The following is a 12,950-nucleotide window of genomic DNA, read 5'->3' as shown; positions in this document are numbered from 1 at the left end:
GTTTCCATCACGGTGCTTTGCCACGCCCGAGGGTCGTTGACAAAGCCAGGGTCTTTACTGGCCCCATGGGGCCAGACCTCATTATTCGCCGACGCTGATTTTCAGGCCGGCGGCTATAGCAAAAGGTGTCAGGGTTACTGCCAGGGCGGTCAGGCTTGCAAGCCAAAGCAGATAACCCGTCGCAGGCATGCCTTGCAAGGCCGCCTGCAACGCGCCGCTGCCAAGAATCAGCACCGGGATATATAAAGGCAGAATCAGCAGGGCCAGCAGCAGGCCACCCCGTTTGAGGCCCACGGTCAGCGCCGCGCCAACAGCGCCGAGCAGGCTCAAGACCGGCGTACCCAGCAACAACGACAGCAGCAAGACCGGCAGGCAGGCCACCGGCAACCCCAGCATCAAGGCCAGCAGCGGCGACAGGATGACCAGAGCCAGACCGGAAAACGCCCAGTGTGCCAGCACTTTGGCCAATACCAGTAGAGGCAGGGGGTGCGACGAAAGGACCCACTGCTCCAGTGATCCGTCCTCGAAATCACTGCGGAAAAGCCCGTCCAGCGAGAGCAAAACCGATAACAGGGCAGCTACCCAGAGCAGCCCCGGAGACAAGGTTTGTAACAACTGAGTCTCGGGTCCGACTGCCAACGGGAACATGGCGATCACAATTGCGAAGAACACCAGAGGGTTGGCCAGTTCCGCCGGACGGCGAAACAGCAAACGCGCTTCACGTGCCACCAAGGTTGCGAACACACTCATACAGCCCAATGCCCCAGGTCGATATCGCGGTAACCGGCCGGCATCCGGGTCAGGTTGTGGTGAGTGGTCAGTACCACCATGCCACCGCGTTCGCAGTGACTCGCCAGGTGCTCTTCGAGCTGGGCCACACCCTGTTTATCGAGCGCGGTAAACGGCTCATCGAGAATCCACAACGGCGGGCTGTCCAGATGCAGCCGCGCCAGAGCCACACGCCGCTGCTGACCTGCGGACAAGGTGTGGCACGGTACATCTTCAAAACCCTTGAGCCCCACTGCAGCCAGCGCTGCCCAGATAGCGTCACGGGAGGCCGGGCGATGCAGGGCGCAGAGCCAGGCCAGGTTCTCTTCCGCGGTGAGCAAATCCTTGATACCGGCAGCATGGCCGATCCAGAGCAGATTACCGGCCAATTGCGTTCGCTGACTGCTCAACGGCAGGCCATTGAGCCGGACTTCACCCGCCGTCGGCTGCATCAGGCCCGCCAACAAACGCAACAGGCTGGTCTTGCCGCTGCCGTTGGGCCCGCTGATTTGTAACATGTCGCCGCTGGCGAGTCGCAATTCGAGATTCTCGAACAGCATCCGCCAGTCGCGCTCACAGGCGAGTGCTACGGCTTCTAAAAGAGGGCTGGTCACGTAATTGAGGCCTTCACGGTTCAAGTCGGCTGAGGCGCGGCCGTTAAAATGATGCAGGATAAATGCTTTGGCGACCTGTTTCAGAGAGCTGGGTCAAACAATAGCGATGTTTTCACCCGCTCTGAACGACGGGGCAGCATTATACATGCCATGCCCTACTCTAAATGAGCCAATTTCGACAGGCTGTTACGATGAAAGGCGACATGACAATTCCACCCGTCCTGCCCGCTGCGCCGACCGCCGTACGTCCTGGCATTACGGGCGGTGAAACGCTCAAATTGCTGCAGCCTCTCCCGGGCCTGATCGGCCCCGGCCAAAGTGCACAGGCACAAGTGTTATCACTTAAACAGGGGGATGCGGCCTTCCAGCTGCTGCTCCGATTGACCCTCGATAGCGGGCGCCAGACCAATGTGCAAGTCAGCAGCCTCCAACCCCTGCCCCTGGGCACCCTGCTCGCCGTGAGCCAGCCCGGCCCCGGCAGTCTGGCCATCAGCCTGCAGCAAGCCCTGAGCAACGGCGTGGCCAGCCTCACCCGGCTTGACCCGCAACAATTGCCGGCGGGCAGCCTGCTGCAGGGCAAAGTGCTGACCACCCAGCTGCTGGCCCAGAGCGCTGGTCAGCCTGCGGTCTATCGCTCAATGGTCACACTGCTCAACAGCGCCCTGAACGGCAGCACCCTGACTCTGGACAGCACCCAACCCTTGCGCGTGGGCAGCTTGCTGAGTGCACAGGTGCAGGATGCACAGACCCTGAATTTTGTCCCGCTGAGCGGTCGTCAGGATCAACTGGCGGTGGCGCAACAACTGGCCATGCAGCAAGGTCGCCAGGCTTCACTGGAAGGCCTGCTCAGCGCCCTGCAAAAACTCCCGGCCAGCAACAACATGCCCGACGCGTTACGCGCCTCCATCGACAAGCTGTTGGCAGGCTTGCCTACGCCAGCAGAGTTGAGTAACCCCAAAACATTAGGAGCAGCCTTACTCAATAGCGGCGCTTTTCTGGAGGCCAGACTGCTGAACGGCCAAACCCAGGCCCTGGCTCCAGACATGAAAGCCACATTGCTGCGCCTGATTGCGCAGATCTTGCCGGGCGTACCTGCAAACTCCGCTTTCACCCCCGCCATGGCCGCCAGCAGCCAGGCCCAGGCCATGCCGACCTTTGTCCGCAATGCCCTGGGGATGCTCGGCCAGGTCAGCGCCAAACCCCAGCCTGGCGGCTTTCCGCTGCCCAAGCGTGGACTGCCCGGTGGCGAAGACGAAGACAGCCTGGAACATTTGCTGAAACTCGCAGCGGCGGCCATTTCGCGCCTGCAAAGCCATCAACTGTCCAGCCTGGAGCAAAGCGGACGAACCGCTGATGGCAACCTGCTGACCACCTGGCAACTGGAAATACCGATGCGCAACGCCCACGACGTAGTTGCGCTGCAGATCAAGTTTCAGCGTGAAGATCCGGGTGAGAAACAAGCCCAAGACACGGCCGAAAGCCGTGAAGTCAAAGATCAGCTGTGGCGGGTGGAACTGGCCTTCGACCTGAGCCCGCTGGGCCCCTTGCATGTACAGGCGCAATTGCTTCGCGGCAACCTGTCGGGCCAGCTCTGGGCGCAACGGGCCAGTACCGCAGAACTGATCGCCAGCCAGCTGGGCACGTTACGCCAGCGTCTCAACGATGCCGGGCTGAGCGTGACCGATCTCGATTGCCACCAGGGCATCCCGCCACAAGGTGGCCACACCCCACTGGAACAACGCTGGGTTGACGAAACCGCATGAGCACAGAGCCCGAAACGCGTCAGGCGATTGCCCTCAAATACGACGGCAAACAAGCGCCCACCCTCACCGCCAAGGGTGACGATGAACTGGCCGAAGCCATTCTCAAACTGGCCCGCGAGTACGAAGTGCCAATTTATGAAAATGCCGAGCTGGTGAAATTACTGGCGCGCATGGAACTGGGGGACAGCATCCCGCAGGAGCTGTACCGCACCCTGGCGGAGATCATTGCCTTTGCCTGGCAGCTTAAAGGCAAATTCCCGGAGGGATTCGATCCCGATGCCGGGCCGGTGGAACGGGATATAACCCCGCCGAAATAAGCCAGATCACAAGGCACCTGTAGGAGCGAGCTTGTCTCGCGAGCTTTTCAGCCAAACCGCAAAGCGCTCGCGAGACAAGCTCGCTCCTACAGGGGTTGTGCTGTGCAGAAATGCGGCAGATCGCAGACTTCACCGTCCAGGCCGGCAGGCACCCCATGCAGGAGGTAGCAACCGCACCTGTAGGAGCGAGCTTGCTCGCGAGCTTTTCAACCAAGCCGCAAAGAGCTCGCGAGCAAGCTCGCTCCTACAGGGGTTGTGCAGTGCAGAAATGCGGGAGATTGCAGACTTCACCGTCCAGGCCGGCAGGCACCCCATGCAGGAGGTAGCAACCGCATCTGTAGGAGCGAGCTTGTCTCGCGAGCTTTTCAACCAAACCCCAAGAGCTCGCGAGCAAGCTCGCTCCTACAGGGGTTGTGCTGTGCAGAAATGCGGCAGATCGCAGACTTCACCGTCCAGGCCGGCAGGTACCCCTTGCAGGAGGCTGCAATTGCACCTGTAGGAGCGAGCTTGTCTCGCGAGCTTTTCAGCAAAACCGCAAAGAGCTCGCGAGACAAGCTCGCTCCTACAGGGTATGGCGGTTCAGCCTTTATGCATCTTGCTCATCAACTCGGCCTCGGCCTGGGTCAGGCCGCAGGACTGGGTCAGTTCGTCAACGCTGGCACCCATGCCCACCAGACGCGCGGCCTGGTTGAACGACAGGCTGGTGGGGTCGCGCTGTTCCAGCTGGGTCAGCTTCTCGGGCAGCGGCGCTACCACGGCGCGCAGTTCGTGCAGGTCTTCGCCCATCTGCACACTGCCGTTCTGGTAGGTGTCCAGCCGCCGGGTCAGTTCCTTGAGGCGCCGGTCACGCAGTTCGTCCGCCCCCGCCTGCTGTGCGGCACTCACGCGCTGGCGGCGGATATAGGTCACCAGCACCCACAGTGTCGCCACCCAGAGCAGGCCCAGGACGATTACCGCCGCCTCAAGGATCAATCAGATGTTCTCCAGGTCCGACCACTCTTCTTCGGTCATCATCTTGTCCAGCTCAACCAGAATCAGCAGCTCCCCGTTCTTGTTGCACACACCCTGGATAAATTTTGCCGACTCGTCATTGCCCACATTGGGCGCCGTTTCGATTTCAGACTGACGCAGGTAAACCACTTCCGCCACGCTGTCGACCAGAATCCCCACCACTTGCTTGTCGGCTTCGATGATGACGATCCGCGAGTTGTCAGTAATCTCGGCACCCTGCAAGCCAAAACGCTGACGCGTGTCTATCACCGTCACCACATTGCCGCGCAGGTTAATGATGCCCAGCACGTAAGACGGCGCACCAGGAACCGGGGCGATTTCGGTATAACGCAGTACTTCCTGCACCTGCATGACGTTGATGCCGTAGGTCTCGTTGTCCAGCTTGAAGGTGACCCACTGCAGGATCGGATCTTCGCTGCTCTGTTGTGCCGCTGCCTTGCTCATACCCAAACCCCTGAAGAAATACCGTCGATGCGGTGTGTACTGTCTGACCGCGGCCAAAGGCCCGGTGGTTTATTTGTCGGTTGCCCCGGCGGCGGCACTGGCCATGTGCTTGACCGCGCCACTGCTGATCAACTCTGCCAGCTGCGCCACGTCCAGCAGCGCACACATGTGTTCAATCACAGTGCCCGCCAGCCACGGTCGCTGCCCGCGCCGGGTCCGCCATTTGATCTGTTCGGGGTCCAGGCGCAGTGAGCGGCTGACTTGATGCACGGCCAGCCCCCAGTCGTAACCCTGGACCGAAATAACGTATTGCAGGCCCTCGCGAAAATCATCGCGATAGCGGTCGGGCATTACCCAGCGCGCGGTGTCCAGCACATTGAGGTTGCCACTGTGGCTCGGCAGAATGCCCAGGAACCACTCCGGCTGACCGAACAGGGGAGTCAATTCCCGCCCCTGCAGTGAATAAATCGAGCCCAGGCACACCAGCGGCACCGCCAGCGTCAGCCCGGCCACGTCAAACAGCAGACATTCGAAAGGCTCGTCGGCCCAGGCCGGGCGGCCGTCGGTCTGCGCCGGCAATGGAGCCGCCGCGGCGCGCGGTCGGTGCACCTGCACCAGAGGATGGGCGAACGCTTCGGTGGCCACCCCCACGTCTGCCAGCTCCAGCGGCATGGCAACCGCCGGTTCTTCAGCCTGCACCTGCCCGTCAAGGGCAACTGCGGACAGCTCGTCCGGCTGTGGTTCAACCTGCTGCAACCCTTCTGTGGCATCGAACAGCAAGTCGTCGAGATAGGACTGCAAAGCCAATTGCGGGCCGTGGGAAAGCGCTGTCGCCTGTTTCATAAAGTGCCCCACTCAACTGCCTCGCGACTGAGGCCTTGAGACGTTATCGGCCGCACCCGGCGGCTACTTGAATGCACGCGCACCTCAGACCGCCTGCGGCGCGAGCTGGCGGGTCAATACATGCTTGAGCAAGGCGCGATAGGCGATCACCCCACGGCTTTTTTCATCGAACTGCGAGGGCGTCTGCCCTGCCCGGCTGGCATCACGCAAACGCGTGTCCACCGGGACAAAGCCCTGCCACAGGGTGTCGGGGTACACATCGCGCAAAACCCGCAAGGTGCTCATCGAGGCCTGGGTACGGCGGTCGAACAAGGTCGGCACGATGCAGAACGGCAGTTCCTGCTGGCGCGAGCGGTTGATCATGCGCAGGGTGTGAACCATGCGTTCCAGGCCCTTGAGGGCCAGATGCTCGGTTTGCACCGGGATGATCAACTGCTGGCTAGCCGCCAATGCATTGACCATCAGCACCCCCAGGATCGGCGGACTGTCGATGATGGCGTAGTCATAATCCTGCCACAGCTGCGCCAGACTGCGGGCGATGACCAGACCCAGGCCGCTCTGCCCCGGAGCCTGACGCTCCAGGGTTGCCAGCGCAGTGGTGGCTGGCAACAAGGCAATGTTCGGATGGCTGGTGGACAGCAGTAATTGCGCAGCCAGGCCTTGCGGCACCTGGCCCTGGTGCAAAAACAAGTCGTAAACGCTGTGCTCGAGGGCGTCCGGGTCGTAACCGAAATAGCTGGTCATGGAACCGTGCGGGTCGAGGTCGACCACCACCACGCGCTTGCCCGCCTCAGCCAGCAAACCGGCCAGAGCGATGGATGTGGTGGTCTTACCGACTCCACCTTTTTGATTGGCTACTGCCCAGACTCTCATTTTGTTGTTCCTCCCGGCTGCGGACGTGCCGGCCGAGAATTGACATGCACTTATAGGAGCGGTGACGGGGAATTGACGGCATTCCCACGAACCGGCGGCTTTGTTGGAGGCGGTGCAGTTTGTGTGCCAGCCCGCTTCAGGGCGGCATCCGGTGTTGCGTGAGCGGTGCCCACGCCGGTCAGGCTGCGCCTTACTTCCAGATTGCGCGACACCACCAGTACCACCCGGCGATTGAGGGCGCGCCCCTCAGGCGTGGCGTTATTGGCCACCGGTTGAAACTCGCCGTAGCCCACCGACGCCATGCGCCCGGGGTTGACCCCCTGCATCGCCAGCATGCGCACGATGCTCGCCGAGCGTGCCGACGACAGCTCCCAGTTGGTCGGATACTGCGCGGTACGTATCGGCAAATCGTCGGTAAAGCCCTCGACGTGAATCGGGTTGTCGAAGGGTTTGAGGATCGCCGCCACCTTGTCGATGATACTGAACGCCATATTGCTGGGCATGGCGTCGCCGCTGCCGAACAACAGGCTGGAATTGAGTTCGATCTCGACCCACAACTCGTTACCGCGCACCGTCAATTGTCTGGACGCGATCAAGTCGCCGAAGGCGGTGGTGATGTCATCGGCAATGGTTTTAAGCGGATCATCAGGAGACTGCCCCAGACCGGCGTCGGTGTGTTCGCTGTCTTTGATCAACGGCTCTGCCGGGGTCGTCGTCAGTGGCCGCTCATCGCCGACAGGGATTGGCTTGACGCTGCGCTCGCTGTCATTGAAAACCCCGACCAGGGCCTGGGAAATCACCTTGTACTTGCCTTCGTTGATCGATGAAATCGAGTACATGACCACAAAAAAGGCAAACAGCAGCGTAATGAAATCCGCGTAGGACACCAGCCAGCGTTCATGATTGACGTGCTCATCGGCGGAGCGGCGGCGGCGACTCATAGTTAACCCACAAAGCCCTGGAGCTTGAGTTCGATGGAGCGCGGGTTTTCGCCTTCGGCAATCGACAGGATGCCTTCGAGCATCATCTCGCGGTACAGCGACTGGCGCAGGGCAATCGCCTTGAGTTTGCTGGCAATGGGCAACAGCAACAGGTTGGCACTGGCCACCCCGTAAATGGTCGCCACAAACGCCACGGCAATGCCGCTGCCCAGTTGCGCCGGGTCGGCCAGATTGCCCATCACGTGGATCAGGCCCATCACTGCACCGATGATGCCGATGGTCGGCGCATAGCCGCCCATGCTTTCAAAGACTTTGGCGGCCTCGATATCGCGACTTTCCCGGGTCATGTAATCGACCTCCAGCACACTGCGGATGGCTTCGGGCTCAGCGCCGTCCACCAGCAACTGCAGACCTTTGCGCGAATAGCTGTCGGGCTCGGCATCGGCCACGCTTTCAAGGCCCAGCAGGCCCTCCTTGCGTGCGGTAAGGCTCCAGTTGACGACCTGGTCGATGCCGGCAGCCATATCGATGCGCGGCGGAAAGATAATCCAGACCAGGGTTTGCATCGCCCGCTTGAACGCACTCACGGGCGACTGCAGCAACGCCGCGCCCACTGTACCGCCCACCACAATCAAGGCCGCCGGGCCATTGACCAGGGCGCCCAGATGGCCCCCTTCCAGGTAGTTGCCGCCGATAATCGCGACAAAGGCCATGATGATGCCGATCAGACTGAGCACATCCATCAGTGACAGGCCTCCACCAGGTACCGGCCGACATCATCGAGGCTGTACACCGCATCCGCCAGGTTGGCTTTGACGATGGCCATGGGCATGCCGTAAATCACACAGCTGGCCTCGTCCTGGGCCCACACCGTACTGCCGCCCTGCTTGAGCAAACGTGCACCTTCACGGCCATCCGCGCCCATGCCGGTCAATACCACCGCCAAAACTTTGTCGCCGTAGGACTTGGCAGCTGAACCGAAGGTGATATCCACGCACGGTTTGTAGTTCAGACGTTCATCGCCTGGCAGGATTCTTACCGCGCCACGCCCGTCAATCATCATCTGCTTGCCGCCCGGAGCCAGCAACGCCAGGCCGGGGCGCAAGATATCGCCGTCTTCGGCTTCCTTGACGCTGATCCGGCACAGCTTGTCCAGACGCTCGGCAAAGGCTTTGGTAAAAGCCGCTGGCATATGCTGGACCAGTACGATCGGCGCCGGGAAATTTCCCGGCAACTGGGTCAGGACCCGTTGCAAGGCCACCGGACCGCCAGTTGAGGTGCCGATGGCCACCAGTTTGTAGGCTTTGCGCTTTGGCCCGGGGGACGTCGCTGGCGCGGCCGTACGACTGGCAATCGGCGTGGTGCGTGCCGGAGCCGGGATGGCTGCAGGCGGCGCAAAACCGCCCGCTGCCGGCCGGCTGACAACAGGCGCCGGTATGCCGGGGGCTGGTGCGCTGTAGCCGGACAAGCGACGGTTGCTGCGGGAGATGCTGTGCACCTTTTCGCACAGCAATTGTTTGACCTTGTCCGGATTACGCGAGATGTCTTCAAAGTTTTTCGGCAGGAAATCCACCGCCCCGGCGTCCAGCGCATCCAGGGTGACCCGGGCGCCTTCGTGGGTCAGCGAAGAGAACATCAGTACCGGAGTCGGACAGCGCTGCATGATATGGCGCACCGCCGTAATGCCATCCATCAACGGCATCTCGTAGTCCATGGTGATCACATCGGGCTTGAGCGCCAGCGTCTGATCAATCGCCTCCTTGCCGTTGGTGGCGGTACCGATCACTTGAATTGTTGGATCAGCCGACAGAATTTCCGAGACGCGGCGGCGGAAAAAACCGGAATCATCCACCACCAGGACCTTGACTACCATAAACACTCCGTTAGGCGGTATGAGGTGCAACCGCCGGTGCCACCAGAATCAAATACGCCGCGAAGCGTAGTGCTTGAGCATGCTCGGAACATCCAGGATCAGGGCAATACGGCCGTCACCGGTGATGGTGGCGCCCGACATGCCTGGCGTGCCCTGGAGCATTTTGCCCAACGGCTTGATCACCACTTCTTCCTGGCCCACCAGTTGATCGACCACAAAGCCGATGCGCTGGGTGCCCACCGAAAGAATCACCACATGCCCTTCGCGCTGCTCTTCATGGGCCGCCGAGGCCACCAGCCAGCGCTTGAGGTAGAACAATGGCAACGCCTTGTCCCGCACGATCACCACTTCCTGGCCGTCGACCACATTGGTGCGCGACAGGTCGAGGTGGAAAATTTCGTTGACGTTGACCAGCGGGAACGCAAACGCCTGATTGCCCAGCATCACCATCAGGGTCGGCATGATGGCCAGGGTCAGCGGCACCTTGATCACGATTTTCGAACCGCGACCCAGGGTCGACTCAATGCTCAGCGAGCCATTGAGCTGGGCGATCTTGGTTTTCACCACATCCATGCCCACGCCACGCCCGGACACATCGGAAATCTCGGTTTTGGTGGAGAAGCCCGGGGCAAAAATCAGGTTGTAGCAATCGTTTTCGCTCAGGCGATCGGCTGCATCCTTGTCCATCAGCCCTTTTTTCACTGCAATGGCGCGCAGCACATTGGCGTCCATGCCTTTGCCGTCATCGGAGATCGACAGCAGGATATGGTCGCCTTCTTGCTCGGCCGACAAAATTACCCTGCCGCAGCGCGGTTTACCGGCTGCTTCGCGCTCTTCGGGGGTTTCACACCCGTGGTCAACCGCGTTGCGCACCAAATGCACCAGCGGATCGGCCAGTGCCTCGACCAGATTCTTGTCGAGGTCGGTTTCTTCGCCCACCAGCTCCAGGCTGATTTCTTTTTTCAACTGGCGCGCCAGATCGCGCACCAGACGCGGAAAACGGCCGAAGACTTTTTTGATCGGCTGCATCCGGGTCTTCATGACCGCGGTCTGCAGGTCGGCGGTCACCACGTCGAGGTTGGACAATGCCTTGGCCATCGCTTCGTCGTGGCTGTTGAGGCCCAGGCGCACCAGACGGTTACGCACCAGCACCAGCTCGCCGACCATGTTCATGATGTCGTCCAGCCGCGCAGTATCAACCCGCACCGTGGTCTCGGCCTCAGAAGCCTGGGGCTTGTCGGCGCTGGCAGCCGGGGCCCGGGGGGCCACTGCACGGGCGGCTTCGGGCGCACTGGCTACCGGCGCTGGAGCCGGGGCCGCAACAACGGCTGCAACCGCAGGGCTCTGGACAGAAAACTGGCCCTTGCCGTGCAGCTCATCGAGCAGTGCTTCAAATTCGTGATCGCTGATGTGATCCGGGCTGACAGGCTCACCAGCCTGGTCTGCCGGCACAACCGGGGCTGCGCCCAGCGCATCGGTATTGAATGAACCTTTGCCATGCAACTGATCAAGCAAGGCTTCGAATTCGTCGTCGGTGATTTCATTGCTCACCGACTCTGTCATCACAGGTGCCGACTCTGGCGCCACGCTGGAGGCCGTGTCGGGGCGAAACTGCCCCTTGCCGTGCAACTGGTCGAGCAGCGACTCGAATTCGGCATCGCTGATTTCATCACTGCCTGCAGGCGCTGCAACTGCCTGCACGGGCTCGGCAGCAGCAGCCTTGACTGCATTCAGGGAGTCCAGCAGCAGTTCAAATTCGTCATCGGTGATATCGCTGCTGTCGCCGGCCACAGGTTCGGCGACCGCCACCGCAACGGCGACTGTCGGCACCGAAGCTGGCTCGGCCAGACGTGCCAGCGCCGCCAGCAGCTGCGGGGTTGCCGGCGTAACCGGGCGGCGCTCGCGCACCTGGGTAAACATGGCGTTGACCGCGTCCAGGGCCTCAAGAACCACGTCCATCAATTCCGAGTCGACGCCACGCTCACCCTTGCGCAGGATGTCGAAAACGTTCTCGGCGATGTGGCAGCACTCCACCAGCTCGTGGAGCTGGAGGAAGCCGGCGCCCCCTTTTACAGTGTGAAAACCGCGAAAAATTGCATTGAGCAAGTCCGCATCATCCGGTCGGCTTTCAAGCTCGACCAGCTGTTCGGACAGCAGCTCTAGAATCTCGCCGGCTTCAACCAGGAAATCCTGAAGGATTTCTTCATCGGCGCCGAAGCTCATGTACGTGCTCCTTGAAGTAGGACCTTTCGACGCCGGGACGGGTAACCCTTACCGCGCGCCTACTCAGTACCTAGAAACCTAAACTGGAAAGCAAATCGTCTACATCATCCTGGCCGGACACGACATCATCACGTTTATCGGCATGAATCTGCGGACCTTCACCCTTAGTCAGGTTTTTTTGCGAATTATTTTCTGCGAGCAGTGCCGCACGGTCGTGTTCGATCCCGGCAAAGCGATCGACCTGACTGGCCATCAGCACCAGCTTGAGCAAATTGCTTTCCACATCGGTCACCAGCTGGGTGACACGCTTGATCACCTGACCGGTGAGGTCCTGGTAATCCTGGGCGAGCAATATGTCAGTGAGGTTGGCGGACACCACATGGTTGTCGGCTTCGCTGCGCGTCAAAAAACTGTCAACCCGCCGCGCCAGTTCGCGAAACTCCTCGGCGCCTACTTCGCGCCGCATAAAGCGGCCCCAGTCTGCGCTCAGGGCTTTAGCCTCGCTGCCCAGGCCATTGACCAGCGGCGTGCTGTTTTCTACCAGATCCATGGTTCGATTCGCCGCAGCTTCCGTGAGCTTCACAACATAAGCCAAACGCTCGGCTGCATCGGTGATCTGCGACACTTCTTCAGCGCGCGGCATGTTCGGATCGATGTGAAAGTTGACAATCGAGCTGTGCAACTCACGGGTCAGCTTGCCGACTTCCTGGTACAGGCCGCGATCGCGAGTCTGGTTCAGTTCATGAATCAGTTGCACGGCGTCGCCAAACTTGCCTTTCTCAAGGCTGTCGACCAATTCGCGGGCATGTTTTTTCAGGGTCGACTCAAACTCGCCCTGTGTCGCTTCTTGATGCTCCATAGCGCCCCCCGGGAAACCGTTCAACCGATGCGATCAAAGATTTTTTCGATCTTGTCTTTGAGTGCAAGGGCCGTGAACGGCTTGACCACATAGCCGTTGACCCCGGCCTGGGCCGCCTCGATGATTTGTTCGCGCTTGGCTTCAGCGGTCACCATCAGCACGGGCAGGTGCTTGAGTTTTTCGTCGGCACGCACATGGCGCAACAACTCGATACCGGTCATGCCCGGCATGTTCCAGTCCGTCACCAGAAAGTCGATGTGCCCCTGGTTGAGGATCGGCAACGCCGTGGTGCCGTCGTCCGCCTCCACCGTGTTGGTGAACCCGAGGTCACGCAACAGATTTTTAATGATCCGTCGCATCGTTGAGAAATCATCAACGATGAGGATCTTCATGTTCTTGTCCAATTCGACCTCCAAGCAGT

14 protein-coding genes are annotated in these 12,950 nt (G+C 60.7%); 2 read left to right on the top strand and 12 right to left on the bottom strand.

Features of this window, described 5'->3' with window-relative positions; all coding sequences use genetic code 11:
• Nucleotides 1-81: 81 nt before the first annotated feature.
• Together ccmB and ccmA are read right to left on the bottom strand one after the other, a co-directional pair.
• A complete protein-coding gene (gene ccmB, locus WG29040_RS12840) occupies nucleotides 82-750 on the bottom strand; it encodes a heme exporter protein CcmB (RefSeq protein ID WP_003441898.1) in 669 nt (222 codons plus the stop codon).
• Nucleotides 747-1,382, bottom strand: coding sequence for a cytochrome c biogenesis heme-transporting ATPase CcmA (ccmA, locus tag WG29040_RS12835; RefSeq protein ID WP_003441897.1), 636 nt, complete (start codon nucleotides 1,380-1,382; stop codon nucleotides 747-749). Before ccmA ends, ccmB begins: the two co-directional genes overlap by 4 nt.
• A gap of 191 nt (nucleotides 1,383-1,573) precedes the next feature.
• Between ccmA and WG29040_RS12830 the strand changes: the two genes are divergently transcribed.
• Nucleotides 1,574-3,145: a flagellar hook-length control protein FliK gene (locus WG29040_RS12830; protein ID WP_127196239.1), complete on the top strand. Its 1,572-nt coding sequence runs from the start codon at nucleotides 1,574-1,576 to the stop codon at nucleotides 3,143-3,145.
• Nucleotides 3,142-3,462: an EscU/YscU/HrcU family type III secretion system export apparatus switch protein gene (locus tag WG29040_RS12825; RefSeq protein WP_003441895.1), complete on the top strand. Its 321-nt coding sequence runs from the start codon at nucleotides 3,142-3,144 to the stop codon at nucleotides 3,460-3,462. Before WG29040_RS12830 ends, WG29040_RS12825 begins: the two co-directional genes overlap by 4 nt.
• A gap of 579 nt (nucleotides 3,463-4,041) precedes the next feature.
• Here WG29040_RS12825 and WG29040_RS12820 read toward each other — a convergent pair.
• The 10 genes from WG29040_RS12820 to WG29040_RS12775 all read right to left on the bottom strand — a co-directional run bounded on the left by WG29040_RS12820 (nucleotide 4,042) and on the right by WG29040_RS12775 (nucleotide 12,921).
• Entirely contained in the window at nucleotides 4,042-4,434 is a 393-nt protein-coding gene (locus WG29040_RS12820; protein WP_003441894.1) for a DUF2802 domain-containing protein, read from the bottom strand.
• Entirely contained in the window at nucleotides 4,435-4,917 is a 483-nt protein-coding gene (locus WG29040_RS12815) for a chemotaxis protein CheW (RefSeq protein ID WP_003441893.1), read from the bottom strand.
• Nucleotides 4,918-4,986: 69 nt separating this feature from the next.
• On the bottom strand, nucleotides 4,987-5,760 hold the full coding sequence (locus WG29040_RS12810; protein WP_010656430.1) for a CheW domain-containing protein: 774 nt from the start codon (nucleotides 5,758-5,760) through the stop codon (nucleotides 4,987-4,989).
• 84 nt (nucleotides 5,761-5,844) lie between these two features.
• Nucleotides 5,845-6,633 carry a ParA family protein gene (locus WG29040_RS12805; RefSeq protein WP_003441891.1) on the bottom strand — a complete coding sequence of 263 codons (789 nt, stop codon included), beginning with the start codon at nucleotides 6,631-6,633 and terminating at the stop codon, nucleotides 5,845-5,847.
• Nucleotides 6,634-6,683: 50 nt separating this feature from the next.
• Nucleotides 6,684-7,574, bottom strand: a complete 891-nt coding sequence (gene motD, locus WG29040_RS12800) for a flagellar motor protein MotD (protein ID WP_003441890.1) — start codon at nucleotides 7,572-7,574, stop codon at nucleotides 6,684-6,686.
• A gap of 2 nt (nucleotides 7,575-7,576) precedes the next feature.
• On the bottom strand, nucleotides 7,577-8,317 hold the full coding sequence (locus tag WG29040_RS12795; protein ID WP_010656431.1) for a flagellar motor protein: 741 nt from the start codon (nucleotides 8,315-8,317) through the stop codon (nucleotides 7,577-7,579).
• Nucleotides 8,317-9,447, bottom strand: a complete 1,131-nt coding sequence (locus WG29040_RS12790) for a chemotaxis response regulator protein-glutamate methylesterase (RefSeq protein ID WP_127196238.1) — start codon at nucleotides 9,445-9,447, stop codon at nucleotides 8,317-8,319. Before WG29040_RS12790 ends, WG29040_RS12795 begins: the two co-directional genes overlap by 1 nt.
• Before the next feature lie 48 nt (nucleotides 9,448-9,495).
• A complete protein-coding gene (locus WG29040_RS12785; RefSeq protein WP_127196237.1) occupies nucleotides 9,496-11,670 on the bottom strand; it encodes a chemotaxis protein CheA in 2,175 nt (724 codons plus the stop codon).
• Nucleotides 11,671-11,740: 70 nt separating this feature from the next.
• Entirely contained in the window at nucleotides 11,741-12,529 is a 789-nt protein-coding gene (locus WG29040_RS12780; protein ID WP_003441885.1) for a protein phosphatase CheZ, read from the bottom strand.
• 20 nt (nucleotides 12,530-12,549) lie between these two features.
• Nucleotides 12,550-12,921 carry a chemotaxis response regulator CheY gene (locus tag WG29040_RS12775; RefSeq protein ID WP_165439717.1) on the bottom strand — a complete coding sequence of 124 codons (372 nt, stop codon included), beginning with the start codon at nucleotides 12,919-12,921 and terminating at the stop codon, nucleotides 12,550-12,552.
• Nucleotides 12,922-12,950: the final 29 nt, after the last annotated feature.

The organism is Pseudomonas sp. PAMC 29040 (assembly GCF_003994535.1).
In the GTDB taxonomy this organism is placed as follows: Bacteria; Pseudomonadota; Gammaproteobacteria; order Pseudomonadales; family Pseudomonadaceae; genus Aquipseudomonas; species Aquipseudomonas paraversuta.
The sequence above is the reverse complement of the archived record's forward strand: the minus strand, read 5'-3'. Positions and strand labels throughout refer to the sequence as shown.

Excerpts from the sequence above, each read along its gene's own strand:
- WG29040_RS12795 (WP_010656431.1), bottom strand. The coding sequence starts at position 8,317 with ATGGATGTGCTCAGTCTGATCGGCATCATCATGGCCTTTGTCGCGATT.
- WG29040_RS12810 (WP_010656430.1), bottom strand. The coding sequence starts at position 5,760 with ATGAAACAGGCGACAGCGCTTTCCCACGGCCCGCAATTGGCTTTGCAG.
- motD (WP_003441890.1), bottom strand. The coding sequence starts at position 7,574 with ATGAGTCGCCGCCGCCGCTCCGCCGATGAGCACGTCAATCATGAACGC.
- WG29040_RS12785 (WP_127196237.1), bottom strand. The coding sequence starts at position 11,670 with ATGAGCTTCGGCGCCGATGAAGAAATCCTTCAGGATTTCCTGGTTGAA.
- WG29040_RS12805 (WP_003441891.1), bottom strand. The coding sequence starts at position 6,633 with ATGAGAGTCTGGGCAGTAGCCAATCAAAAAGGTGGAGTCGGTAAGACC.
- WG29040_RS12775 (WP_165439717.1), bottom strand. The coding sequence starts at position 12,921 with ATGAAGATCCTCATCGTTGATGATTTCTCAACGATGCGACGGATCATT.
- WG29040_RS12780 (WP_003441885.1), bottom strand. The coding sequence starts at position 12,529 with ATGGAGCATCAAGAAGCGACACAGGGCGAGTTTGAGTCGACCCTGAAA.
- ccmB (WP_003441898.1), bottom strand. The coding sequence starts at position 750 with ATGAGTGTGTTCGCAACCTTGGTGGCACGTGAAGCGCGTTTGCTGTTT.
- WG29040_RS12825 (WP_003441895.1), top strand. The coding sequence starts at position 3,142 with ATGAGCACAGAGCCCGAAACGCGTCAGGCGATTGCCCTCAAATACGAC.
- WG29040_RS12815 (WP_003441893.1), bottom strand. The coding sequence starts at position 4,917 with ATGAGCAAGGCAGCGGCACAACAGAGCAGCGAAGATCCGATCCTGCAG.
- WG29040_RS12790 (WP_127196238.1), bottom strand. The coding sequence starts at position 9,447 with ATGGTAGTCAAGGTCCTGGTGGTGGATGATTCCGGTTTTTTCCGCCGC.
- WG29040_RS12830 (WP_127196239.1), top strand. The coding sequence starts at position 1,574 with ATGAAAGGCGACATGACAATTCCACCCGTCCTGCCCGCTGCGCCGACC.